This is a genomic window from Pseudomonas fuscovaginae SE-1, assembly GCF_000364705.1.
Classification (GTDB): domain Bacteria; phylum Pseudomonadota; class Gammaproteobacteria; order Pseudomonadales; family Pseudomonadaceae; genus Aquipseudomonas; species Aquipseudomonas fuscovaginae_A.
Map to the genome: position 1 here is coordinate 1 of NZ_AQOH01000111.1, position 22,689 is coordinate 22,689.

Sequence of the window (22,689 nt, forward strand, 5' to 3'; positions counted from 1 at the left end):
TCAGCTCAAGAGCTCCACAGAGTCCCAGTTCAGCTCAAGAACTCTACAGACTCCCAGTTCAGCCCAGGAACGCCAAGGCCCCTGCCCAAGAGCTCCACCGTGTCACGGTCAAAAGGTGTAGTCCGCCGTCACGAAGAACGAGCGCGGCTGCCCCAGGATCCATTGTTGACCATCATTGTATTGGCTTTGTGCATACTGGCGGTCGAACAGGTTGTTCAATTGCAGGCCCAACGTGGTGTTGCGCATGGCTTTCCACGAGAGATTCGCATCGACCACGGTGTAGCTCGGCAACTCGGCACTGTTGGCCAGGTCGGCATAACGGGCGTCGACGTAGCGCACGCCGGCACCGGCCTTCACACCCTCCGTAATTGCCTTGCTCAACCACAGGTTGGCGGTACGCCGGGGCACATCCACCGGGCGGTTGCCGTCGCGGGACACGTAGACGCCGTCGACCTTCTGCTGGAAGTCATCGTACTGTGCCCGAACGATGGCGGCGTTGGCCTGCAACTGCCAGTCGTGGGCCAGTTTCAGGTCGAGGCTGGCCTCCAGGCCGTCGGACGATTGCTGGCCGACCTGCAGTTTGTTCTGGGTATTGCTCGGGTCGTCCGTCAGCAGCTTCTTCTTGACGATGTGATAGGCCGCCAGGGTCCATTCGCCGCGCTGGTCCCAGAACATCTGCTTGAGACCGACTTCGGTCTGCTTCGCGGTGGACAGGTCGTATTGCTGCTGGCTCGGGCTCAGCGAGATCAGGCCGCCGACCCCGTCGGTGCTGGTGGCGTATTGGCCGTACAGCGAAGTGTCCGGGGTCATGGCATACACCAGACCGACCTTCCAGTTGCTGCCGACCAGGCTCTTGTCGCTGTCGCTACCGTCGACCAGGTTGTCGCGATCGATGTGCACGAAATCCCGGCGCACGCCAGTCACCAGCGACCACTGCTCGTTCAGTTGGGTACGGTTTTCGGCGAAGACCGAGAACTGGCGCGTGGTGCTCTTGAACTGGTCGCGATAGAGACTGGCGCTGTCGAATGCGCCCGGTGTCGGGTGCTCGATATCGATCGGCTGGCCGGCCGGCAGCAGATCCTCGTACGGCGAGTTGTTGGCGAGCTTGAAGCGGATGCGGTTGACGTCGACCCCGGTCACCGTCTGGCTGTCGAGCCCGAACAGGTTGTGCTTGAAGGTGAAGTTCTGGCGGTCGCCGACCTGCTCCTGGTTGTGGCCGATGCCGAGGAAACCGCTGCGAAGCAACTGCTGGCTGGCAGTGTCGAAGCTATAGTTCTCGGCGTTCTGCCAGCGGCGCCGGGCCTTGAGGTAATACAGCTCGTTGTTCGAGCTGACATTGTCGGAAATCTGCCATTCGGTGGTCAGGCGTGTCCACTGGTCGTTGTAGTGCTGGGTGTTGTTGCCAACGTTGTAGTTCTTCTCGCGCAGATGGCTCCGGTAGTGGCCGTTGATCAGCGGCACACCGAAATAGTTCATCGGCTGCTGGTCGCCATAGTCGTGGGCGAGGGTGAACACCAGGTTGTCATTGGCCTGCCAGCGCAGGGCAGCGCTGACGAAGTCGCTGGCGGAGTCGCCGCGATCCACCCAGCCGTTGCTGCGCAGGCGGTTGAGGTTGATCCGGTAGCTCAGGCTGTCGCTCAGCGAGCCGCCGCTGTCGAAGGCCTGTTGCTGGCTGTCTTGGGAGCCGTAGCCGAGGCGCAGGTGGTTTTCGATCTCGCCGGTGAACGGCTTTTTCGGAACGGTGTTGATCACCGCGCCGGTGGCACCCTCGCCATACAGCACCGAGGCCGGGCCGCGCAGCACATCCACGCGCTCGACCGACCAGGTGTCCACCGGGAAGGTCACGGTGCCCATGCCGGTGTACATCCGGTTACCGTCGTACAACTGCATCACCGAGCTCTGGCCGGTGAAACCGCGAGCCTGCAGCGAAGTGCCGCCGTCGCCCGGGGTACCGGTGCGACTGATGCCGGTGCTGCGCGAGACTGCGTCCTGTACGCTGGTGTCGCCCCGTTCGCGAATGCGCGTGCCGGTCAGGCTTTCGGTGCTGGCGGGGGTTTCCAGGGCGCTCAGGCCCAGGCGTGAACCGGCGCTGGTCGGCGTGTTCAGGTCGACGTCGTCGGTGTCGACGGCGGGCGCGGTGATGGTGCCGGTGGGCAGGGTCAGCGTGGCGTCCGCCTGGGCGTGATTGAACGCCAGCAGGCAGAGGCCGGACACGAGGTACTTGTTCATCGGGGCAGTGAGTCGCTGTTCTTCGAAGGGGCCCGCGGCGTGTGACCGCGGGTCGGGCATCTTGCGATATTGTTATAATATAACAATATTGACTGCAAGCGGATACCTTCCAAAGTCTATAGATCCCTCTACCTGGCGCATCTCGGGTTCTTCAGGCTGAAGGTGAGGCCGGTTCATGTTGACGACCCAGGCGCGACAGCAGCAGCTTGTCGAGCAGCCAGACCACGATCAGCGATGCCCCCACCAGCGGGAATAGAATCGCCAGCACCAGCATGACCAGCATCGCGCTTTTCCACCGTGGCAGGTCGTGACGCAGTGGCGGCACGCCCAGGCTGCCCTGCGGACGGCGCTTCCACCACATGACCAGGCCGCTGACCGAGCCGAGCAGGATCATCAGGCAGATCAGCAGGATCACGAGCTGGTTGATCGGGCCGAACAGCTTGCCCTCGTGCAGCATCACACCCATCTCGGTGGCCCGGGCGACATTGCCGTACTGCTGCCAGCGCACGTCGGCCAGGACCGTGCCGGTGTACTGGTCGACATGCAGGGTGGCATCGTTGCGCGGGTCGTCGGCGAACACGGCGATGGTGAAGACTCCTTCGGCGGTGGTCGGCAGGGTGATGCTGTAGCCGGGTTCGACCTGGCGCGCCGTGGCGATGTCGACCACCTGCTGCAGTTTCACGCCCGGTGCCGCCGGGCCGGCCGAGGCGCCGCCGTGGTGCATGTGCTCGGCATGGTCGCCGGACATCGGCATCGGTGTGTTCTCCATGGCCCAGGGCACGGTCTGGCGCGCGGCGGTGTTCAGGCTGCGGGCCTCGACGTCGGACTGGGGCATGTTGTTCCACATCGGATCGGGAAACTGGTTCCACACCTCGGCGTATTGCTTGCCCCAGAAACCGGTCCAGGTCATGCCGCTGAGCAGCATCAACAGCAGCAGGATCGAGCCCCAGAAGCCGCTGACCGCGTGCAGGTCGCGCCACAGCAACCGCCCTCGGGCGCCCAGGCGCGGCCAGAGCACGCCGCCCGGGGAGCGACCGCGGGGCCACCAGAGGTAGACCCCGGACACCACCAGCATCACGCCCCAGCCGGCGGCCAGTTCCACCAGGCGGTCGCCGACGGTGCCGATCATCAGCTCGCCGTGCAGGGCGCGGGCAACGGCCTGCAGGTTGAGCTTGGCGTCCTGCTCGCCGAGCACGTTGCCGCGGTAGGGGTCGATGAACACGTTGAGTTCACGGCCGCTCTGGATCACCACGAACTGTGCGCTGCGTCCGGCGGCGGGCGGTGGCAGGTACTGCTTGATGCGTGCCTGTGGATAAGTGGCCTGAACCCGCTGCATCTGCTCGTCGGCGCTGATCAGGTGATGGCCGGGTTCGACCTTGAGCAGGTCGCCGTACATCAGCGGATCGAGCTGCGGCTTGAACAGGTAGATGATCCCGGTCAGGGCCAGCAGGATCATGAATGGGGCGACGAACAGCCCGGCGTAGAAATGCCAGCGCCAGGCGAGGTTGTAGAACGAGATTTTCGGTTGGCTCATGGGAGCGCTCCGCAAGGTTTGATGGTTCGAATGTCGGGTATGCGCAATCCCTCTTCCGTGGGAGCCGGCTTGCTGGCGATGGCTGCCGCATGAGCGCCACCGGTCTATTGATGGCCGCCTTCGGCGGATCGCCAGCAAGCCGGCGCCCACAGGGGGGGAGTCGGTGATGTTCTTTAGAAGGCCATGTCCACCTTGGTCCAGAAGGTCCGTCCCGGTTCGCTGATCGCCCGCGGGTCATTGGCCGGGTAGCCGAAGCCGGCGTTGCCCGCCAGGTTCAGGTGCTCGGCATAGGCCTTGTTGAACAGGTTGTCGACGCCGGTGCTGAGCTTCAGGTGCTGGTTGATCCGGTACGCGCCGTTGAGGGAGAACACGCCGAACCCGGCACTCTTCGAGAAGTCCTTGCCGACCACGTTGCCCTTGTTCTGGTCGATACGGTTCTGCGCCGCGACCACCCGCCACAAGGCGCCGGCACTCCAGTCATCCTCGCTGTAGGTCAGGCCGAAGCGGCTGTCGAGCGGCGGGATCTGCGGCAGGGCCTTGCCGTCGCTGCTGTTCTTGCCCCAGGCATAGGCCAGGCTCGCGTCGGCTTTCCAGTTCGAGGTCAAGGCGTAGGCCGCACCCAGTTCGCCGCCCATGATCCGTGCGTCGACGTTCCGGGCCTGGGAGGTCATGCCCATCATCCCCGGCTGGTAGTCGAACAGGATGAAGTCGCGCACCTGGCCGACATAACCCGAGGCCCAGGCTTCCAGGTCGGCGGTCTTGTACTGCACGCCGAAGTCCAGTTGCGTGGTCTTCTCTGGCTTGATCGCATCGAAGGCGTTGAGAGAACCGGCCGGGCCGCTGTTCGGCGAGAACAGCTCCCAATAGTCCGGGAAGCGCTCGGCATGGCCGAGGCCGGCATAGAGCGTGGCCGGTGTCTCGGCCAGGTCGTGCTCGTAACGGGCGAAACCGCTGGGCAGAGTGTCGGCACGGGTGTCGTTGGCGGTCGGGTTGGCCCTGGCAGTCATGCCGGAGCCGAGGCTCTGGCGCGAGTCCCGGGCCGAGGCGCGGTCCAGCCGTGCGCCGGTGATCAGGCGATCACGTTCGGCGGCGTACCAGGTCAGCTCGCCGAACACGCCGTAGTTGTGGAAGTCGGCGTCCTTGACCCGTGGCAAGTCCTTGTAGGTGTCGATGCCCATGCTGCTGCGCTGGCGGTGTTCATTGGTCTGGGCATCGAGGCCGCCGATCAGTTGCCAGTCGGCCCAGTGCCAGGTGGCCTTGATCCGCGCGCCGAGGGTCCGGCGGTCGACGTTGGAGGCCATGGGGCCGGCCATCATCCCGGTGCCGGACGGCTGGCGCAGCGTGTAGTTGTCCATCACATGGTCGGCGTAGTTGTAGTAGACCTGGGCCTCGAGCTTGTCGAGTACCTCGCCGATATTCGATTTCTCGAAGCGCAGGCCGAGGCTTTCACGCTTGAACTGCGCGCCATCCATGCCGCGCCCGGCGTAGCGGGCCTCGCCGTCGCCCTTGCCGGCGGTGAGCTCCAGCAGGGTGTCGGCGTCCGGGGTCCAGCCGAGGGCGACATCGCCGTTCCACTTGTCGTAGCGCGAGGCCACGGTGTCGTTGTGGCCGTCCCTGTAGTCGTCGGCGTGGGCCTGGTTGCCGATCACCCGGATGTAGCCGAGCGGGCCACCTGCGGCGGCATCCACCAGCTTGTCGAAGCGACCGTTGGAGCCGGCCAGGAGGCTGGCGTTGATCCGGCTGCCAAGCTCGCCGAAGTGTTCCGGCTCGCGGTCGAAGAGGATCGTTCCGGCGGAGGCGCCAGGGCCCCAGAGCACGGTTTGCGGGCCCTTGATCACGGTCAGCTTGTCGTAGGTTTCCGGCGCGATGTAGGACGTCGGCGCGTCCATCCGGCCGGGGCAGGCGCCGAGCATCATGCTGCCATTGGTGAGAATGTTCAGGCGCGAACCGAACATCCCGCGCAGCACCGGGTCGCCGTTGGTGCCGCCATTGCGTACCAGGGCGAAGCCGGGGATGGTCTTGAGGTAGTCGCCGCCATCGCTGGCCGGTACCGGCTGGCGTGGGTCCTTGGGGTTGGTGATGACCGTCAGCGGTGAACTGGGAGCGACGGCGGTGATCACGGTCGGGCTGATTTCCCGGGCGTGCTGTTCGTGGTTGTCGGTGTCATCGGCGGCGAAAGCCGTGGGCACCAGCAGAGCCCCGCACATCAGCGTGGTAGCCTGGCGCAGGCTCAGGCGCAGCGCGTACGGGGCGAAAGGGTTTTCCGCCCGCGCAGCGCGCAGGCGAGTCTTTGCAATGGACATAGGGGTTCCATCATTCAAGCGAATACAACACGGCCACCGCGCTCTGGCTACAGGGCGGTCAAGCCGGGTGAGAGATATGTCGTTGCCTGATGGACGGCTGGTGGCGCGCGGGTGCGGGCGCCGGGGAAGATGCTCTGGCGGGCATGGCCCAGGCGGGTTCGGGAGTCGACCGTGGGGGTTGGCCGAGGACCGTCGAGGGCGGCTAAGCTGGGGGACAGCGGCAGTGCCGGGCAACTGAACAGCAGACTGCAGTAGCCGCATTTTTCCCAGAGTGCATGGTGTTCGGCGCTATTACCGTGGTGCTCGCTGGCGTCTTGCCCGAGCCGTGCGCCATGGTGACCGGGCATGTCCATGGGCATTGCCATGTTCATCGCCATCGACATGGCGTGCCGATCCATCGGCATCGCCTGGGATATCAGCGGACCGATAAAGATCATCAGCATGGCGAACAGGCTCAGCCAACTGCCGCGTACCTGAGTGCGGGAGTGGCTGGATCTGCTGCGGCGAGCGCGCATGGGGTGCAACGGAGCCGAGGCTTACTGGGCGTGCATGTGCATCTTGTCCGTGGCGGCGGGCGGTTGCTTCTGTACCGAGACGTCGACGGTAACCGTGCCGGCCTTCTCGAAGTGCAGGGTCAGCGGGAAGTGCTGGCCGTCGCGCAGCAGGCTGCGGTCGCGCAGGTCGAGCAGCATCACATGGTAGGCCATGGGCGCGAACTTCACTTCACCCTGGGGCGGAACGGTGACGTCCGGCACCTGTTGCATCTTCATCAGGTTCGCCTGCATCACATGCTCGTGCAGTTCGGCCTTGCCGGCGATGGGGCTGTCGACGCCGGTCAGGCGGTCAGCCGTCGCTCCCCGGTTTTGCAGGGTGAAATAGGCCGCCACGGTGGGGGCATTGGGGGGCAGTTCCTGGGACCAGGGGTGGTCGATCCGTAACTCGCCGACGGTGAATTCGTGGGCATGGGCAAAACCGACGGGCAGCAGCAACGCGGCCAGAAGCAGGGCATTCTTGAGCATGGGAGTTCTCCATAACGATTCAAAACGCATAGGGGGGGCGAATGTGAGTCAGACCGCTGGAGAGGCTCGGGGATTGAGTGAGGGCCATTGCTGGCGAGGTGTCGGAGAGTCGACCGGGAGGGCGGCGGGGAGCGGGTTACTTTCGGTCGGCGCGAGTGCGAGTTGTGGCACATGGCCGGGCAAGGCCACGAGTGGCGCCGAGCCGGAGCAGCACCAGCAATGCTGCATGTTGGAGTGGTCATCGCCCTGGGGCGCTTTCTGCTCCAGCTTGCCGATGACGGTGGCGACCAGCTTGGTGCCGCTGGCCGAGCAGAAACTGCCCCAGAGCAGTTGTTCGGAGACGGAGCGATCCGCCGCCGGCGCCATGCTCCCGGAAATCGGCATGGCAAGCAGGTTGAACAGCACTGCGAGGCAGGCGATCCAGTGAGCTGCGGCGAGCCGTTGTCGGGACATGGAAGGGTTTCCGTCGGATGTTTCAAACCGGTGGGTTATTTAGCCTGAACGTCCTGCATAAGTAAAAGCACGGGCTGCGGTGTAAGGTCGCAATGGCTTGCAGGTCGTTCACCCCAGGTGTCTTTGTCAAGCGTAGCAGGCATGGCGTGGCGAGGACGTCGATCAGTTGAGGGGAACGCTGTGTACTTCGATATTGACGCCCAGTGCGGTGCGTATGACGGCGAAGATGGCGGCCAGGTTGTCCATGCTCGGGTTGCCGTTGGCTGACAGCATCCGATGCAGGCTTTTGCTGGGCTTGTCGGTTTCCCGTGCGAGTCCTTCGAAGCCGACGGTGGCGTTGACCAGGTCGCGCAGTATGACCCGGGCCATTTCCGGCTCGCCATTGAGAAACAGGCTGGCGGCTTCATCGAGCAGTGCCTCGGCGAAGGCTGGATCGCGTTGCGCCCTGTCGGCGATGGTTTGCTTGAAACTGCGGCTCAGCGCCATGGGGTCTACCTCGTTTGCGATTCTGTGCGTTTGCGGCGTTTGTACTCTGCCACCAACTGCCTGGCCTGCTGGATATCCCTTTTCTGGGTCGACTTGTTACCTCCGCCAAACAGGATGATCAAGCGTGTGCCCTCGCGTATGAGGTAGATCCTGTAGCCCGGCCCCCAGTCGATACGGTACTCCCCGAGTCCGTCCAGCCACTTGCTGTTCGAGGTGTTACCCATCTCCAGCCGAAGCAGGGCGGTGGAAACCTTGGCGGCCGCTTGCACATCCAGTGAAGCGAACCAGCGTTCGAACGGATTGCAGTGGTTGTCCCGCACATATTCTTCGAGGTTGATCATCCCTGCTCTAAAGGTAACAAATAAGTTACTATATTGGCAAGCAGGGAGCGTGATCTATTGGAGGGCTTCCGCCAAGGCGGCAAGTGTTTCCTCAAGCGTCTGGAACTCCCGGTCCACGGCCGGCAGGGGCGGGCGCCTGAGGATCAGGACGGGGATCGAGCGCTCTCGGGATACCTGCAGCTTGGGTTCGGTGGCGCCGCTGCCGCTGTTCTTGCTGATCAGCACGTCGATGGCACGGCGTTCGAACAGGGCCCGCTCGTCTTCCAGGTGGAAGGGGCCGCGGGCGCCGATGACTTCGCAGCGCTCGTTGCCGGGATACGGATCGAGGGCGCGCAGGGTCCAGAACTGCCCTGGGGGGATTTCCTCCAGGTGTTGCAGGGGCTCGCGGCCGAGGGTGAACAGCGGTCGGCGGAACGGCTCGAGGGCCTTGACCAGTTCGGCCCAGTCCGCCACTTCCCGCCAGTCGTCGCCGGGTTCGGCGACCCAGGCCGGGCGGCGCAGGGCCCAGCAGGGGATGCCGCTGGCTTGTGCGGCAGCCGCCGCGTTGCGGCTGATCTGCGCGGCGTAGGGGTGGGTGGCATCGAGCAGCAGGTCGATGCCTTGCTCGCGGATGAACTGCGCCAGGCCCTCGGCTCCGCCGTAGCCGCCGACCCGCACCTGGCAGCGCAGGTCGGTGGGGACCCGGCCGACACCGGCGAGGCTGTAGACATGCTGTGGCTCCAGCGTGCGGGCCAGCGCCAGGGCTTCGGTGACGCCGCCCAGCAACAGCAGGCGTTTGATGGGTGCGCTCATTGAAAGACTCCGGCATGGCCGACGATGCCGCCCTGGCGGTCGATGGCGAACACTTCCACCTGCACCCGAGGCGGAACCACGCTGCGCGCGAAGTCCAGGGCGTGCTGGCAGACCGCATCGCCCAGGGCAACACCGGCGGCGCTGGCCATCGCCAGTGCCTGCTGGCTGGTGTTGGCCTGGCGAATGGCTTGTTGCAGGACTTCGTCGGCGCCCACGGCCGCTGCCCATTCGGCCAACTGCGGCAGGTCGATGCTCGAATGCCGACTGTGCAGGTCCATATGCCCCGCCGCCAGCTTGCTGATCTTGCCGAAGCCGCCACACAGGCTCAACTTGTCCACAGGTACTTTGCGCAGGTGCTTGAGCACGGCACCGACGAAGTCGCCCATTTCGATCAGGGCGATCTCCGGCAGGTCGTACACGCGGCGCATGGTGTCTTCGCTGGCGTTGCCGGTGCAGGCGGCGATGTGCAGGTAGCCGTTGGTCCTGGCAACGTCGATGCCCTGGTGAATCGAGGCGATGTAGGCCGAACAGGAAAACGGCCGAACGATGCCGCTGGTACCGAGAATCGACAGGCCGCCGAGGATGCCCAGGCGCGGGTTCATGGTTTTCAGGGCCAGGGCTTCACCGCCCTCGACGTTGACCGTCACCGAGAAGCCGCCACTGTAGGCGTGTTCGGCGGCGAGTTGCAGCAGGTGGTCGGTGATCATCTTGCGCGGTACCGGGTTGATCGCCGGTTCGCCGACGGCCAGCACCAGGCCGGGACGGGTGACGGTGCCGACGCCGCTGCCGGCATGGAAGCTCACGCCCGGCTCGGCGGTCAGCCGCACCCGCGAATAGAGCAGGGCGCCATGAGTGACGTCCGGGTCGTCGCCGGCATCCTTGAGGGTGCCGGCTTCGGCGCCGTCTTCGTGCAGTCGGCAGAATTCCAGGCGCATCTCGACCTGCTTGCCCTTGGGCAGGATGATCTGCACGGCATCGTGGCTGACACCACTCAGCAGCAGGCGTGCCGCCGCCAGGGCGGTGGCGGTGGCGCAACTGCCGGTGGTCAGGCCGCTGCGCAGAGGGGCGGGTTGTTCGGCGGTTTCGTCACGCATGGGATCGTGCTCTGACTCCAGGCTGGTCGGGGCTCAAGGTTTCACCACATCGAGCAGGGTGATCGGCAGGGCCTGGCGCCAGGTGTCGAAGTCGCCGAGGGGCTGGGCCTGGGCGACGTGGATGCGGGTCAGTTCGCCGCCATGGGCCTGTCGCCAGTTCATCAGCAGCAGTTCGCTTTGCAGGGTCACGGCATTGGCCACCAGCCGTCCGCCGGGCTTCAGGCGGGCCCAGCAGGTGTCCAGGACGCCGGGTACGGTCACGCCGCCGCCGATGAAAATCGCGTCCGGCGGCTCCAGTCCATCCAGGGCCTGCGGGGCATCGCCGCGGACCAGGTGCAGGCCGGGAACGCCGAGGGCATCGCGGTTGTGTTCGATCAGTTGCTGGCGGCCCGCGTCCGCTTCGATGGCAATGGCCCGGCATGAAGGGTGGGCGCGCATCCACTCGATACCGATGGAGCCGCTACCGGCGCCGACATCCCAGAGCAGTTCGCCGGGGACCGGCGCGAGGCGGGCCAGGGTGATGGCGCGTACGTCGCGCTTGGTCAGTTGGCCGTCATGCCGGAACGCCGAGTCCGGCAGCCCACCGATGCGCGACAGGCGCGGGGTGGCCGGATCGGCCAGACAATCGATGGCGACCAGATTGAGGCGGGCGAACGATTGTTCCTGCCAGTCATGGGCGCAGCCATCGATCCGCCGTTCAAGCGGACCGCCGAGGTGCTCCAGTACGCTGATCCGACTGGGACCGAAGCCCCGTTCGCGCAGCAGCTTGGCAATGGCCTCGGGGCTGTGCTCGTCGTTGCTCAGCACCAGCAGGCGCAGACCGTTGTGCAATTGCGCGGCGAGCGCCGCAACCGGGCGAGCGACCACCGACAGGCACACCACCTCCTGCAGCGCCCAGCCCAGGCGGGCGGCGGCCAGCGAGTAGGCGGACGGGGCCGGCAGCACAAGCATTTCCCGGGGCTCGACCTGGCGCGACAGGCTGGCGCCGACGCCGAACAGCATGGGGTCGCCGCTGGCCAGTACGCACACCGGCGTGCCGCGCAAGGCCAGCACCGGCTCGATGGAGAACGGGCGCGGCCAGGCCAGGCGCTCGGCCGCCACGCTCGCCGGCAGCAGATCGAGCTGGCGTTGCCCGCCGAATACCCGCGTCGCGCCCAGCAGGGCCTGCCGGGCGTTATCGCCGAGGCCTGCGTAGCCGTCTTCACCGATTCCCACTACTGTCAGCCAGGGCGCCATCTAAAATCCTCGAAACGCAACTGTTCCGACCGGCAGTCTTTTCATGCCGTCGGACAAAGCAGGCATAATACCGCGCCTTCGACGGCGAAACGCCTTTCGACGATAACGAGCACTTTCCCTGACTGCCGGTTGCCCCTTGAACGAACACCCGCTTGCCAACGCTGTCCGCCCCTCGGCCTGTCCGGGGTTGCTGCGTATCGTCCCGGCGCTGGATGGCGGTATCTGCCGGATCAAGCTGGCCGGTGGGGTGATCAGTGCCGATCAGGCGCGGGCGGTGGCCCAGGCGGCCGAGCGGTATGCCGGTGGGGTGATCGAGGCGACCAATCGGGCCAATCTGCAGATTCGCGGGATCGGGGCGCAGCATCAGGCGCTGATCGACCGCCTGCTGGCGGCCGGGCTTGGGCCGAGAGGGGCAGAGGCATCCACTGGGGCCGGGGCGGAGATGTCACGGGTCAGCGCTGCCGATGATGTGCGCAACCTGATGCTCAGCCCCAGCGCCGGCATCGATTCGCGGATGCTGATCGATACCCGTCCACTGGCGGCGCAGATTCTCGCCAGCCTGCAGGAACGCCCACGCTTGCATGAGCTGTCGGCCAAGTTCGCCATCCAGCTCGACGGTGGCGAGGCCCTGGCGATGCTCGAACATCCCCATGACCTGTGGCTGTCGGCCCTGTTGATCGAGGAGCGACCCTGCCTGGCCTTCGGCCTCGCCGGCTGTCCGGCCCATGACGCGCCCCTGGCGGCGGTACCGCTGGAGCATGGGCATGCCCTGGTGATGGCGGTACTGGAGCTGTTTCTCGACCTGGCTCGTCCCGAGCAGACGCGCATGCGGCATCTGCTGGCCGAGGTGCCGGTCGAGGCGTTTCTGGCGCAACTGGCCGCACGCCTCGGCAGCGAGCCGATGGCTGTTGGCGATTGGCGGCGCCCGTCGGTCGCCGAGTGGCTGCATGTGGGGACTTATCCACAGCGTCAGCCGGATCTTGTGTATGTCGGCGCCGTGTTCCCACTGGGCCGTCTTGATGCGGCCATGCTCGAAGGCGTCGCCGAACTGGCGCGGCAGTTCGGCGACGGCAGCCTGCGCCTGACGCCCTGGCAAAGCCTGCTGCTGCCTGGTATCCGGCAGCAGCAGGCGGGCCTCGTCACTACCCGGCTGCAGCAACTCGGCCTGCTCTGCGATGCCGACCAGCCACTGGCACGGACCGTCGCCTGCACCGGTTCCGCTGGCTGCGCCAAAGGCCTGGCCGACACCAAGGCCGATGCCCGCCGCCTGGCGACGCTCCTGCCGGGGCGGCACCAGGGAGTGCACCTGTCCGGCTGCAAGCGTTCCTGCGCCGCGGCCCATGTCGTGCCGACCACGTTGCTGGCGGTCGCCCCCGGCCACTACGACCTCTATTTTCGCGATGCAGCCCAGCCCGGCTTCGGCCTGCTGCACGCACGCAACCTCACTATTGATGCGGTGGGCGCCTTGCTCGAAGCCCGCTCACGGAGCAGTACCGATGATTGATTACATCCGCGATGGTCAGGAGATCTATCGCAACTCCTTCGCGATCATTCGCGCGGAAGCGAACCTGGCGCGGATCCCCGCCGACCTGGAGAAACTGGCCGTGCGGGTGATCCATGCCTGCGGCATGGTCGATGCCATCGATGGCCTGCAGTTCTCGCCGGGCGCCGGCCAGGCCGGACGTGAGGCCCTGGCGGCCGGGGCGCCGATTCTCTGTGATGCACGGATGGTTGCCGAGGGCATCACCCGTGCCCGCCTGCCGGCCGACAATCAGGTCATCTGCACCTTGCGCGACGAGCAGGTGCCGGCCCTGGCGCAGGAACTGGGCAATACCCGTTCGGCGGTCGCCCTGGAACTGTGGCGGCCTCACCTGGAGGGCAGCGTGGTGGTGATCGGCAATGCGCCGACCTCGCTGTTCTACCTGCTGGAAATGCTCGATGCCGGTGCGCCGAAACCGGCGTTGATCCTCGGTTTTCCGGTAGGTTTCGTCGGCGCCGCCGAATCCAAGGCCATGCTGGCCGCCGACAGTCGTGGCGTGCCGTTCGTGATCATGCAGGGTCGGCTCGGCGGCAGCGCCATGGCCGCCGCGGCCGTCAATGCCCTCGCCACGGAGGTGGAATGATGAGCAAGGCTGGACGTCTGATCGGCCTCGGCGTCGGGCCGGGTGATCCGGAACTGATCACCGTGAAGGCGCTGCGCCTGTTGCGCGAGTCGCCGGTGGTGGCGTACTTCGTCGCCAAGGGCAAGAAGGGCAATGCCTTCGGTATCATCGAGGGCCATCTGCAGCAGGCTCAGACCCTGCTGCCGCTGGTCTACCCGGTGACCACCGAGGCCCTGCCGGCGCCGCTGTCCTATGAGCAGGTGATCAGCGATTTCTACGACGAAGCCAGCCTGGAGGTGGCCGCGCACCTGAACGCCGGCCGCGATGTGGCGGTGATCTGCGAGGGCGATCCGTTCTTCTACGGGTCCTACATGTACCTGCATGACCGCCTGGCCGAACGCTATGAGACCCAGGTGATCCCCGGTGTCTGTTCGATGCTCGGTGGCGCCTCGGTCCTCGGTGTGCCGCTGGTGTACCGCAACCAGAGTCTGTCGGTGCTGTCCGGCGTGCTGCCCCATGAAGATCTCAAGCGCCGGCTGGCCGATGCCGATGCGGCGGTGGTGATGAAACTGGGGCGCAACTTCCCCAAGGTTCGCCTGGTCCTGGAAGAATTGGGGTTGGCCGGCCGTGCCCTGTATGTGGAACGGGCCACCATGGCCAACCAGAAAATCGTCCCGCTCGATGAGGTGGACCCGATGTCCTCGCCATATTTCTCGCTGATCATCGTGCCCGGCGAACGGTGGCAGGGATGAGCCGCCCGGCTCCGGCCATTGTCATCCTCGGCAATGGCAGTCTGGCCACCGCGCGCAGGCTTCAGCAGATCTACCCGGATGCCCTGATCCACGGCCTGGTCGAGCGGGTCGAGGGCGCGGACCGCAGCTACGGCGAGTTCGGCGCGACCTTGCGCCGACTCTACCAGCATGACACGCCGATCATCGCCCTGTGCGCGGCCGGAATCGTCATTCGCAGCCTGGCGCCGGTGCTGCTGGAGAAGGGCGCCGAGCCGCCGGTACTCGCGGTGGCCGAGGACGGCAGCGCGGTGGTGCCGCTGCTCGGCGGGCTGGGTGGGGTGAATGTCATGGCCCGGGAAATGGCCGATGGCCTGGGGGTGGCGGCCGCGATTACCACCAGTGGCGAACTGCGTTTCGGCACCTGCCTGCTCAATCCGCCGAGCGGCTACGCCCTGGCCGACCTGGAGCGGGGCAAGCGTTTCGTCTCGGATCTGCTGGCGGGCGAGAGCGTGCGCATCGAGGGTGACGCGCCCTGGCTGGCCGAGGCACGCTTGCCCGAGGAGCAGAACGCCAGGCTGTCGATTCATGTGGGCAGCGCCGAGCGCAGGCCGGCGATGGACGAGTTGCTGATCTACCCGCGTTGCGTGCTGGCAGCGGTTTCGGCGGATGTGCCGGAGCTGGCCGAGCACGTGCGGGCGGCGCTGCGGGCGGCGGGGATTGCCCAGCCGTCCCTGGCCTGTCTGCTGGCAGCGGACACGCAGATGGCCAGTGCGGCCCTGCACGAGGCCGCCGGGCAGTTGGGCGTGCCGCTGCGTTTCGGCGCAGCCGGCGCCGGCTTGGAAGCGCTGGCGCGGCAGGCCGTGCCCTCAGCATCGCTGCACATTGGCGCGGAATTGGCGCTGGCCGTTGCCGCGCAGCCGTTGGACCCGCTGCAGATCGGTCGCCCACGCGGACGCCTGGCGGTCATCGGCCTCGGCCCCGGTGCCGCCGAACTGATGGTGCCGGCGGTCAGGGCCGAGCTGGATCGGGCCAACGATGTACTCGGTTACGAGACCTACGTGCGCATGGCCGGGCCGTTTCGGGCCGAGCAGGTGCTGCACTGCACCGACAACCGCGAGGAAATGCAGCGTGCCCGGCACGCCTTCGAGCTGGCGGCCACGGGGCGTTCGGTGGTGGTGGTATCGTCCGGCGATCCGGGCGTATTCGCCATGGCGGCGGCGGTGCTGGAAGCCCTGCACGAGTCCGACGATCCCGCCTGGCAGGGTGTCGAGCTGGAGATCCTGCCCGGCGTTTCCGCCTCGCTGGCCACCGCGGCCCAGGCCGGGGCGCCGCTGGGGCACGACTTCTGCGTGATGTCCCTGTCGGACAACCTCAAGCCCTGGACGATCATCGAGAAACGCCTCGACCTCGCCGCCGAGGCCGATCTGGCGCTGGCGTTCTACAATCCGATTTCCCGTTCACGTCCCTGGCAACTGGGGCGGGCACTGGAGATCGTGGCCCGGCATCGCACGCCCGAAACCCCGGTGGTGCTGGGGCGCGACATCGGTCGACCCGGGCAGACGCTGCGGGTAACCACCCTGGGCAAGCTGACCCCGGACCAGGTGGACATGCGCACCCTGGTCATCGTCGGTTCGTCCACCACCTGCGTGTTCCCCCGCGCCGAGGGCGGCGAGTGGGTCTACACGCCTCGCTGGTACGGCGAGAAACCCGGCTCCTGAGGGCCTCAGGGCACCAGGTAGCCGCGTACCCCGGTGAAGATGATCTGCGCCGCCAGGGCGCAGACGAACAGCCCCATCAGGCGGCTGACGATCTGCAGTCCCTGATCACCTAGCAGTCGTTCGATCCGGTTCGACAGGTACAGCACCACGCCGACGGTGAAGCTGGCCAGGGCGATGCTGACGATGGCGGTGAGCTTGTCGTCCCAGTGCGGCTGGCTCACGCCCATCACCAGCAGGGCACCGATGGTGCCGGGGCCGACCGTCAGCGGGATGGTCAGCGGCACGATGGTCACGTCCTGCTGCACATTGTCGCTCTGCACCGCCGACTTGCCCTGGGCCATGCCCAGCGCCGAGATGAACAGCACGCTCCCCGCGCCGATGCGGAAGGCATCCACGGTGATACCGAAGACGCTGAAGATCACCCGCCCGAACAGATACAACAGCACGCTGGAGACCAGGGTGGCGAGGGCGACCTTCCAGGCCAGGCGGCGGCGCTCCTTGCTGGAGTAGCCGCGGGTCAGGCCGATGAAGCAGGACAGGACGAAGAACGGGCTGTAGAGCACCAGCATCTTCAGGTAAACGCTGAACAACACGTGGAGCATGGTCTGAGCTCGAACAGGGGAGGGCCCGGGCAGTCTATCAGGCGCCAGGCCGTCTGTCGGCTCAGGAGGTGCTCTGTTCCTGTACCTGCTGGCTGTCGCGGCGCGCGACCCAGTGCTCGACCAGTTCACGCAGTTGCGAAAGCTCCACGGGCTTGGCCATGTGGCCGTCCATACCGGCCTGGCGCGCCCGTTCCTTGTGTTCGCTGAGGATATGCGCGGTCAGCGCCACCACCGGTGTGCGGACCCGCTGGTTGCCGACCTCCCACGCACGCAACTGTTGGGTGGCGGAGAACCCGTCGAGCACCGGCATTTCGCAATCCATCAACACCAGGTCGTAACGCTGGGCTTTCATCGCCCGCAGCGCTTCCTCGCCATTGCTGGCGGTATCTGGCTGCAGGTTGAGCTTGCCGAGCATGCCACGGATCACCTTGGTGGAGATGCTGTTGTCCTCGGCCACCAGGATGCGGAAGTCGCTGGGCACCGTGACCGCGGGCGTGGCGGCCGCGCTCGACGGTGCGGACACGACCTGGCCCTTGCCGCGCTGGGTCAGTTCGTCCGCCAGGGTAGTCTTGAGCGTGTAGCCGGCCACCGGCTTGGCCAGGATGCGCTTGATGCCGGCATTGCGCGCGATGATCTTGCTCGGCGCGTTGCTGATGCCGGTGAGCATCACCAGCAGGATGTCGTGATTGAGGCTCGGGTCTTCCTTGATCTTCGCCGCCAGTTGCATGCCGGTCATGCCGGGCATGTTCTGGTCCAGCAGGACCACGTCGAAATAGTCGCGCAGGTGGGCCTTGGTGCGCAGCAGGGCCAGGGCTTCCTTGCCGGAAGGCACGGCGCTGACGTTCAGGCCCCAGGCGCTGCATTGCTGGACCAGGACCTTGCGGCAGGTGTCGTTGTCGTCGACCACCAGTACCCGGGCGCCCTTGAGCGGGCCGTCGAGGTCGGAGGTCGGGTGCTCGAGGTGTTGCGGGTCCAGCGGCAGTGTCAGCCACAGGGTGCTGCCCTGGTTGGCGCCGGTCTTGATGCCGAATTCGCCACGCATCAGCAGCACCAGCTGGCGGGCGATCACCAGGCCCAGGTGGCCACCCAGGCGGGTTGCGGCGAGGAAGTTCTTGCTCTGCAGTTCGGCATGCAGGAGGGCGTCGCGTTCCTCCTCGTCCATGGGCACCCCGCTGTCCTGGACGGCAATGCGCAGGCGCGGCTGGCCACTGCGTTCGTCGAGGGCGACGACGATGAGGATTTCCCCTTCGTCGGTCTTCTTCATCGCGTTTTCCAGCAGGCTCAGCAGGGTCTGGCGCAGGCGCGTCGGATCGCCGCTGATCACCCGCGGCACCTGGGGCTGGATGAAGCTGATCAGCTCGACATTCTGCTGTTCGGCCTTGGCGCGGAAGATGCTCAGGCAGTCTTCGATCAGGGCGTTGAGATCGAATTGTACGTCGTCGAGTTCGATCTGCCCGGATTCCAGCTTGGAGATGTCGAGGATCTCGTTGATCAGGGTCAGCAGTTCATTGCCGGCGCTGTGGATGGTCTGCACGTAGTCACGTTGCTTGACCGACAGTGGCGTGCCCAGCAGCAGTTCGGTCATCCCCAGCACGCCGTTCATCGGAGTGCGGATCTCGTGGCTGATCTTCGCCAGGAACTCGGCCTTGGCGGCGATTTCGGCATTGCTGGCCGCCAGGTCGCGGCTGAGGCTGAACTGGTCCTCGGTGATGCTGCGGCGGCGCTCGCCCAGGGCGATGCTCATCAGCAGCCCGCTGACGGAAATGAAGATCAGCAGAGCGACGATCAGGCCCTCCGGGGCCACCAGGGTCAGGCCCAGCAAGGCGGGGAGAATGACCAGGGTGCCGATGTTGAAGATGACCATGGCGACCACGAACAGCCGCGCCGGCCGATAGCCCTTCTGCCAGTGATAGGTGGAAACCAGCAGGATGCTCAGGCTGGCCAGTCCGACCAGACCGTAGGTCATCACGTTCAGCGGCAGGGTGTCGACGAACAGCAGCAACAGCCCGCCCAGGCAGATCACCAGGATGTCGCCCAGCAGCAGCTTGTTCAGCGGGTGCGGGCCCAGGGGCGAGAAGAAGCTGTAGGTGAACATCAGCCCGCAAGGGGCGGTCAGCAGCAGTGCCAGGTAGGCTCCGGCGGTCTGCGCGCCTTGCCAGCCGGGGAACCACGGGCCGATCACGTTCAGCAGGAACAGCGCGCTGAGCAGCAGCAGGAATTCGCAGGAGGCCAGCCACAGGCTGCTGCGCGAACGGGTATAGGCAAAGCGGGTCAGGTTGTGCAGGATCAGCATCGACAGGCAGCCGAACAGCAGCCCGTAGAGCAGGCTCTGGCCACGGTCGGCGGCGCTCATCACGGCGGACTCAAGGGTGATGTGCGGGCGCAGTTCGTGCTTGGAAACCAGCCTCAGGTAGATATCCAGGGGCTTGGGGCTTTGCACCAGAGGCAGCATGAAGTCGCGGCTGGGCAATGGTCGTTCGACCCTGGACAGCTCGTTGCCGCTGCGTACCTGGTCGATCAGCGTGTCGCCGTCGAAGGTGTACAGGTCCAGTCGGGCCAGGTCCGGTGCGAATATCCGCAGGATCTGTTCGTGTTTGCCCGGTTGCAGGCGAAAGCGCAGCCACAGTGCCCCGTCGGAGGGGGCCGCGGTGAGGCGATCGAGGTCGATGGGACTGAATTGGTTGATGTAGCGCGAAGAGCGGATGTCGCTCAGTTGCAGATCGGCCTGATCATCGAGCAATACCGCCCAGCCACTGCCTTGCGAGGCCTGTGCGGGCGTTGCGAGGCAAAGCAGGGTCAGCAGGCTGACGGTGAAACTTATGGCGATCCTGAGCCAGCGCACGGCGAAATCCCTTCGTAGGTTGATGCCTGAGTCATAACTATGCGCGGGGCGGGAATAAGACGGCAAGGGCTTGACGCCCCTGCCTATCCGAACGAATAGCTTATTCCTGGCTGTCTGCGCGTTCGCGTGCAATTGCACGGTAGCCAATGTCGCTTCGGTAGAAGCAGCCTTCCCAGTTGATTTTAGCTGCGAGCTGGTAAGCCTGCTGCTGGGCGGCGCCAACGCTTTCGCCCAGCGCCGTGGCGCAGAGCACACGACCGCCGGAAGTGACGATCTGGCCGTCCTTGAGGGCGGTACCGGCGTGGAACACCTTGCCTTCCAGGGTGGCTGCTGCATCCAGGCCGCTGATCGGCGCGCCCTTGGCATAGTCGCCCGGGTAACCGCCGGCGGCCAGGACGATGCCCAGGCTTGGCCGTGGATCCCATTGTGCCTCGACCTTGTCCAGGGCCTGGGCGAGGGCGGCCTCGACCAGCAGGACCAGGCTCGATTGCAGGCGCAGCATCACCGGCTGGGTTTCCGGGTCGCCGAAACGGCAGTTGAACTCGATGACCTTGGGATTGCCGGCCTTGTCGATCATCAACCCGGCGTACAGGAAACCGGTGTAGACGTTGCCTTCCTCGGCCATGCCGCGCACGGTCGGCCAGATCACCTGGTCCATCACGCGCTGGTGGACTTCGGCGGTGACCACCGGAGCGGGCGAGTAGGCGCCCATGCCGCCGGTGTTCGGACCGCTGTCGCCGTCGCCGACGCGCTTGTGGTCCTGGCTGGTGGCCATCGGCAGGACGTTCTTGCCGTCGACCATGACGATGAAGCTGGCTTCCTCGCCGTCGAGGAATTCCTCGATCACCACGCGGGAACCGGCGTCACCGAAGGCGTTGCCGGCGAGCATGTCGCGCACGGCGTCTTCGGCTTCGGCCAGGGTCATGGCGACGATCACGCCCTTGCCGGCGGCCAGGCCGTCGGCCTTGATCACGATCGGGGCGCCTTTTTCACGCAGATAGGCCAGGGCCGGCTCGATCTCGGTGAAGTTCTGGTAGTCGGCGGTCGGGATCTTGTGGCGGGCCAGGAAGTCCTTGGTGAAGGCCTTGGAGCCTTCCAGCTGGGCGGCGCCGGCGGTCGGGCCGAAGCAGTCCAGGCCTCGGGAGCGGAACAGGTCGACCACGCCGGCGACCAGTGGCACTTCCGGGCCGACGATGGTCAGGGAGACGTTCTTCTCGGCGAAGTCCGCCAACTGCTCCAGGGCCAGGACGTCGATGGCGACGTTTTCGCACTTGGCCTCGATGGCGGTGCCGGCGTTGCCCGGGGCGACGAAGACTTTTTCGACGCGCGGATCCTGGGCGACTTTCCAGGCCAGGGCGTGTTCACGACCGCCACTGCCAATGATCAGGACATTCATTTCAAAAACCTCGATGACGCGGAATTCTGTTGAAACCTATGGCGCTTCACGCCCTAGGAGGTCGCAATGAAGCTGGTAGATGCAAGGCGGAGCGGTCCTCGCTGAGCGCAGTTGCCTCCTGGCAATGAGCATCGGCGAGGGCCGCTCCAACGCAGCAGATGCTGGCGTCAGTGCGGCCGCTGTCGTACGTTAGTGGCGGAAGTGGCGCATGCCGGTGAAGACCATGGCGATGCCGGCTTCGTCGGCGGCGGCGATCACTTCGCTGTCGCGCATCGAGCCGCCTGGCTGGATCACCGCGGTGATACCGACCTTGGCCGCGTTGTCGATGCCGTCGCGGAACGGGAAGAAGGCGTCCGAGGCCATGACCGCGCCCTGCACCTGCAGACCCGCGTGTTCAGCCTTGATCGCGGCGATGCGCGCCGAGTTCACGCGGCTCATCTGGCCGGCGCCGACGCCGATGGTCTGGCGGTTCTTGGCGTAGACGATGGCGTTGGACTTGACGTACTTGGCGACTTTCCAGGCGAAGATCAGGTCGTTGATTTCCTGTTCGGTCGGGGCGCGCTTGGTCACCACCTTCAGGTCGGCGCTGGTGATCATGCCGATGTCGCGGCTCTGGACCAGCAGACCGCCGTTGACGCGCTTGTAGTCCCAGGCCGGAGCGCGCTCGGCGTCCCACTGACCGCAGGCCAGCAGGCGCACGTTGGCCTTGGCGGCGACGATGGCACGGGCCTCTTCGCTGACGGAAGGAGCGATGATCACTTCGACGAACTGGCGTTCGACGATGGCCTTGGCGGTTTCGGCGTCCAGTTCGCGGTTGAAGGCGATGATGCCGCCGAACGCCGACTCGCTGTCGGTGGCGTAGGCCAGTTCATAGGCCTGACGGATGCCGCCTTCGGCGTCCGGGCTCACGGCCACGCCGCACGGGTTGGCGTGCTTGACGATCACGCAGGCCGGCTTGACGAAGCTCTTCACGCATTCCAGCGCGGCGTCGGTGTCGGCCACGTTGTTGTAGGACAGTTCCTTGCCTTGCAGTTGGGTCGCGGTGGCGATGCCGGCCTCGGCCGGCTTGGCTTCCACATAGAACGCCGCGCTCTGGTGCGGGTTCTCGCCGTAGCGCATTTCCTGGGCCTTGACGAACTGGCTGTTGAAGGTGCGCGGGAATTCGCCGCGGCCTTCGGTCGACAGGGTTTCGGCCGCCTGGTTCACGGTGCCCATGTAGTTGGCGATCATGCCGTCGTAGGCGGCGGTGTGCTCGAACGCCTTGAGCATCAGGTCGAAGCGCTGGGCGTAGGTCAGGCCGCCGGCCTTGAGGCTCTCCAGGACCTGGGCGTAGTCGCTGGCGTTGACGACGATGGCGACGTCCTTGTGGTTCTTGGCTGCCGAACGGACCATGGTCGGGCCGCCGATGTCGATGTTCTCGATGGCGGTCGGCAGGTCACAGCCCGGCTTGCTGATGGTGGCTTCGAACGGGTAGAGGTTGACCGCGACCAGGTCGATCGGCTGGATGCCGTGTTCGCTCATGATCGCATCGTCGATGCCGCGACGACCGAGGATGCCACCGTGGATTTTCGGATGCAGGGTTTTCACCCGGCCGTCCATCATTTCCGCAAAACCGGTGTAGTCCGCGACTTCCACGGCGGCGACGCCGTTGTCCCGCAGCAGCTTGAAGGTGCCGCCGGTGGAGAGGATTTCCACGCCCAGGGCTTCCAGTTCACGAGCGAAATCGAGGATTCCGGTCTTGTCGGAAACGCTGATCAGGGCGCGGCGGATCGGCAGGCGGGTAGTCTGGTCGGTCATCTCGATGTCCATCA

Annotated in this window: 19 protein-coding genes; 4 read left to right on the forward strand and 15 right to left on the reverse strand. The window is 65.9% G+C overall.

Translation table 11 applies throughout. The annotated features are described in order from the left end of the window. Positions 1-108 precede the first annotated feature (108 nt). The 11 genes from K675_RS0111920 to K675_RS0111970 all read right to left on the reverse strand — a co-directional run bounded on the left by K675_RS0111920 (position 109) and on the right by K675_RS0111970 (position 11,487). Positions 109-2,229, reverse strand: a complete 2,121-nt coding sequence (locus K675_RS0111920) for a TonB-dependent receptor (protein WP_017903749.1) — start codon at positions 2,227-2,229, stop codon at positions 109-111. Positions 2,230-2,380: 151 nt separating this feature from the next. Beyond that, positions 2,381-3,763 carry a PepSY-associated TM helix domain-containing protein gene (locus tag K675_RS0111925; protein WP_017903750.1) on the reverse strand — a complete coding sequence of 461 codons (1,383 nt, stop codon included), beginning with the start codon at positions 3,761-3,763 and terminating at the stop codon, positions 2,381-2,383. 173 nt (positions 3,764-3,936) lie between these two features. After that, a complete protein-coding gene (locus K675_RS0111930) occupies positions 3,937-6,066 on the reverse strand; it encodes a TonB-dependent copper receptor (protein WP_017903751.1) in 2,130 nt (709 codons plus the stop codon). A gap of 47 nt (positions 6,067-6,113) precedes the next feature. After that, a complete protein-coding gene (locus K675_RS32250; protein WP_080635335.1) occupies positions 6,114-6,581 on the reverse strand; it encodes a DUF2946 domain-containing protein in 468 nt (155 codons plus the stop codon). Between the two features lie 21 nt (positions 6,582-6,602). Beyond that, the gene (locus K675_RS0111940) at positions 6,603-7,085 is read right to left on the reverse strand and encodes a copper chaperone PCu(A)C (RefSeq protein WP_017903753.1); all 483 of its coding nucleotides are present in this window, start codon (positions 7,083-7,085) and stop codon (positions 6,603-6,605) included. 48 nt (positions 7,086-7,133) lie between these two features. Then, entirely contained in the window at positions 7,134-7,538 is a 405-nt protein-coding gene (locus tag K675_RS0111945; RefSeq protein WP_017903754.1) for a DUF2946 domain-containing protein, read from the reverse strand. A gap of 162 nt (positions 7,539-7,700) precedes the next feature. After that, entirely contained in the window at positions 7,701-8,024 is a 324-nt protein-coding gene (locus tag K675_RS0111950) for a DNA-binding protein (RefSeq protein ID WP_017903755.1), read from the reverse strand. A gap of 5 nt (positions 8,025-8,029) precedes the next feature. Next, positions 8,030-8,365 (reverse strand): type II toxin-antitoxin system RelE/ParE family toxin, encoded by a 336-nt coding sequence (locus tag K675_RS0111955; RefSeq protein WP_017903756.1) that lies wholly within the window; start codon positions 8,363-8,365, stop codon positions 8,030-8,032. A gap of 54 nt (positions 8,366-8,419) precedes the next feature. Further along, positions 8,420-9,145 (reverse strand): cobalt-precorrin-6A reductase, encoded by a 726-nt coding sequence (locus K675_RS0111960; RefSeq protein ID WP_026145123.1) that lies wholly within the window; start codon positions 9,143-9,145, stop codon positions 8,420-8,422. A gap of 8 nt (positions 9,146-9,153) precedes the next feature. Further along, a complete protein-coding gene (locus K675_RS0111965; protein ID WP_017903758.1) occupies positions 9,154-10,251 on the reverse strand; it encodes a cobalt-precorrin-5B (C(1))-methyltransferase in 1,098 nt (365 codons plus the stop codon). Positions 10,252-10,284: 33 nt separating this feature from the next. Then, positions 10,285-11,487, reverse strand: coding sequence for a bifunctional cobalt-precorrin-7 (C(5))-methyltransferase/cobalt-precorrin-6B (C(15))-methyltransferase (locus K675_RS0111970; RefSeq protein ID WP_017903759.1), 1,203 nt, complete (start codon positions 11,485-11,487; stop codon positions 10,285-10,287). Positions 11,488-11,623: 136 nt separating this feature from the next. Here K675_RS0111970 and cobG point away from each other — a divergent pair, with 136 nt between their 5' ends. Genes cobG through cobJ form a run of 4 tightly spaced genes read left to right on the forward strand, consistent with a single transcriptional unit; the run spans position 11,624 to position 16,038 of the window. Beyond that, on the forward strand, positions 11,624-12,991 hold the full coding sequence (gene cobG / locus K675_RS0111975) for a precorrin-3B synthase (protein ID WP_017903760.1): 1,368 nt from the start codon (positions 11,624-11,626) through the stop codon (positions 12,989-12,991). Continuing rightward, entirely contained in the window at positions 12,984-13,610 is a 627-nt protein-coding gene (locus tag K675_RS0111980) for a precorrin-8X methylmutase (RefSeq protein WP_017903761.1), read from the forward strand. The genes cobG and K675_RS0111980 overlap by 8 nt, the downstream gene beginning before the upstream one ends. Continuing rightward, positions 13,607-14,341: a precorrin-2 C(20)-methyltransferase gene (locus K675_RS0111985; RefSeq protein ID WP_198291638.1), complete on the forward strand. Its 735-nt coding sequence runs from the start codon at positions 13,607-13,609 to the stop codon at positions 14,339-14,341. The genes K675_RS0111980 and K675_RS0111985 overlap by 4 nt, the downstream gene beginning before the upstream one ends. Further along, positions 14,338-16,038 carry a precorrin-3B C(17)-methyltransferase gene (gene cobJ / locus K675_RS0111990; protein WP_017903763.1) on the forward strand — a complete coding sequence of 567 codons (1,701 nt, stop codon included), beginning with the start codon at positions 14,338-14,340 and terminating at the stop codon, positions 16,036-16,038. Before K675_RS0111985 ends, cobJ begins: the two co-directional genes overlap by 4 nt. Before the next feature lie 5 nt (positions 16,039-16,043). On the opposite strand, the gene K675_RS0111995 is transcribed toward cobJ, so the two are convergent. The 4 genes from K675_RS0111995 to purH all read right to left on the reverse strand — a co-directional run bounded on the left by K675_RS0111995 (position 16,044) and on the right by purH (position 22,675). Further along, positions 16,044-16,640 (reverse strand): MarC family protein, encoded by a 597-nt coding sequence (locus tag K675_RS0111995; protein WP_017903764.1) that lies wholly within the window; start codon positions 16,638-16,640, stop codon positions 16,044-16,046. A 61-nt stretch (positions 16,641-16,701) separates the two neighbouring features. Beyond that, positions 16,702-19,482, reverse strand: a complete 2,781-nt coding sequence (locus tag K675_RS0112000) for a hybrid sensor histidine kinase/response regulator (RefSeq protein WP_017903765.1) — start codon at positions 19,480-19,482, stop codon at positions 16,702-16,704. Positions 19,483-19,582: 100 nt separating this feature from the next. Beyond that, on the reverse strand, positions 19,583-20,878 hold the full coding sequence (gene purD / locus K675_RS0112005) for a phosphoribosylamine--glycine ligase (RefSeq protein ID WP_017903766.1): 1,296 nt from the start codon (positions 20,876-20,878) through the stop codon (positions 19,583-19,585). Between the two features lie 189 nt (positions 20,879-21,067). Continuing rightward, entirely contained in the window at positions 21,068-22,675 is a 1,608-nt protein-coding gene (purH, locus tag K675_RS0112010; protein WP_026145124.1) for a bifunctional phosphoribosylaminoimidazolecarboxamide formyltransferase/IMP cyclohydrolase, read from the reverse strand. Positions 22,676-22,689: the final 14 nt, after the last annotated feature.

Excerpts from the sequence above, each read along its gene's own strand:
- K675_RS0111920 (WP_017903749.1), bottom strand. The coding sequence starts at position 2,229 with ATGAACAAGTACCTCGTGTCCGGCCTCTGCCTGCTGGCGTTCAATCAC.
- K675_RS0111925 (WP_017903750.1), bottom strand. The coding sequence starts at position 3,763 with ATGAGCCAACCGAAAATCTCGTTCTACAACCTCGCCTGGCGCTGGCAT.
- K675_RS0111930 (WP_017903751.1), bottom strand. The coding sequence starts at position 6,066 with ATGTCCATTGCAAAGACTCGCCTGCGCGCTGCGCGGGCGGAAAACCCT.
- K675_RS32250 (WP_080635335.1), bottom strand. The coding sequence starts at position 6,581 with ATGCGCGCTCGCCGCAGCAGATCCAGCCACTCCCGCACTCAGGTACGC.
- K675_RS0111940 (WP_017903753.1), bottom strand. The coding sequence starts at position 7,085 with ATGCTCAAGAATGCCCTGCTTCTGGCCGCGTTGCTGCTGCCCGTCGGT.
- K675_RS0111945 (WP_017903754.1), bottom strand. The coding sequence starts at position 7,538 with ATGTCCCGACAACGGCTCGCCGCAGCTCACTGGATCGCCTGCCTCGCA.
- K675_RS0111950 (WP_017903755.1), bottom strand. The coding sequence starts at position 8,024 with ATGGCGCTGAGCCGCAGTTTCAAGCAAACCATCGCCGACAGGGCGCAA.
- K675_RS0111955 (WP_017903756.1), bottom strand. The coding sequence starts at position 8,365 with ATGATCAACCTCGAAGAATATGTGCGGGACAACCACTGCAATCCGTTC.
- K675_RS0111965 (WP_017903758.1), bottom strand. The coding sequence starts at position 10,251 with ATGCGTGACGAAACCGCCGAACAACCCGCCCCTCTGCGCAGCGGCCTG.
- K675_RS0111970 (WP_017903759.1), bottom strand. The coding sequence starts at position 11,487 with ATGGCGCCCTGGCTGACAGTAGTGGGAATCGGTGAAGACGGCTACGCA.
- K675_RS0111980 (WP_017903761.1), top strand. The coding sequence starts at position 12,984 with ATGATTGATTACATCCGCGATGGTCAGGAGATCTATCGCAACTCCTTC.
- K675_RS0111985 (WP_198291638.1), top strand. The coding sequence starts at position 13,607 with ATGATGAGCAAGGCTGGACGTCTGATCGGCCTCGGCGTCGGGCCGGGT.
- cobJ (WP_017903763.1), top strand. The coding sequence starts at position 14,338 with ATGAGCCGCCCGGCTCCGGCCATTGTCATCCTCGGCAATGGCAGTCTG.
- K675_RS0111995 (WP_017903764.1), bottom strand. The coding sequence starts at position 16,640 with ATGCTCCACGTGTTGTTCAGCGTTTACCTGAAGATGCTGGTGCTCTAC.
- purD (WP_017903766.1), bottom strand. The coding sequence starts at position 20,878 with ATGAATGTCCTGATCATTGGCAGTGGCGGTCGTGAACACGCCCTGGCC.
- purH (WP_026145124.1), bottom strand. The coding sequence starts at position 22,675 with ATGACCGACCAGACTACCCGCCTGCCGATCCGCCGCGCCCTGATCAGC.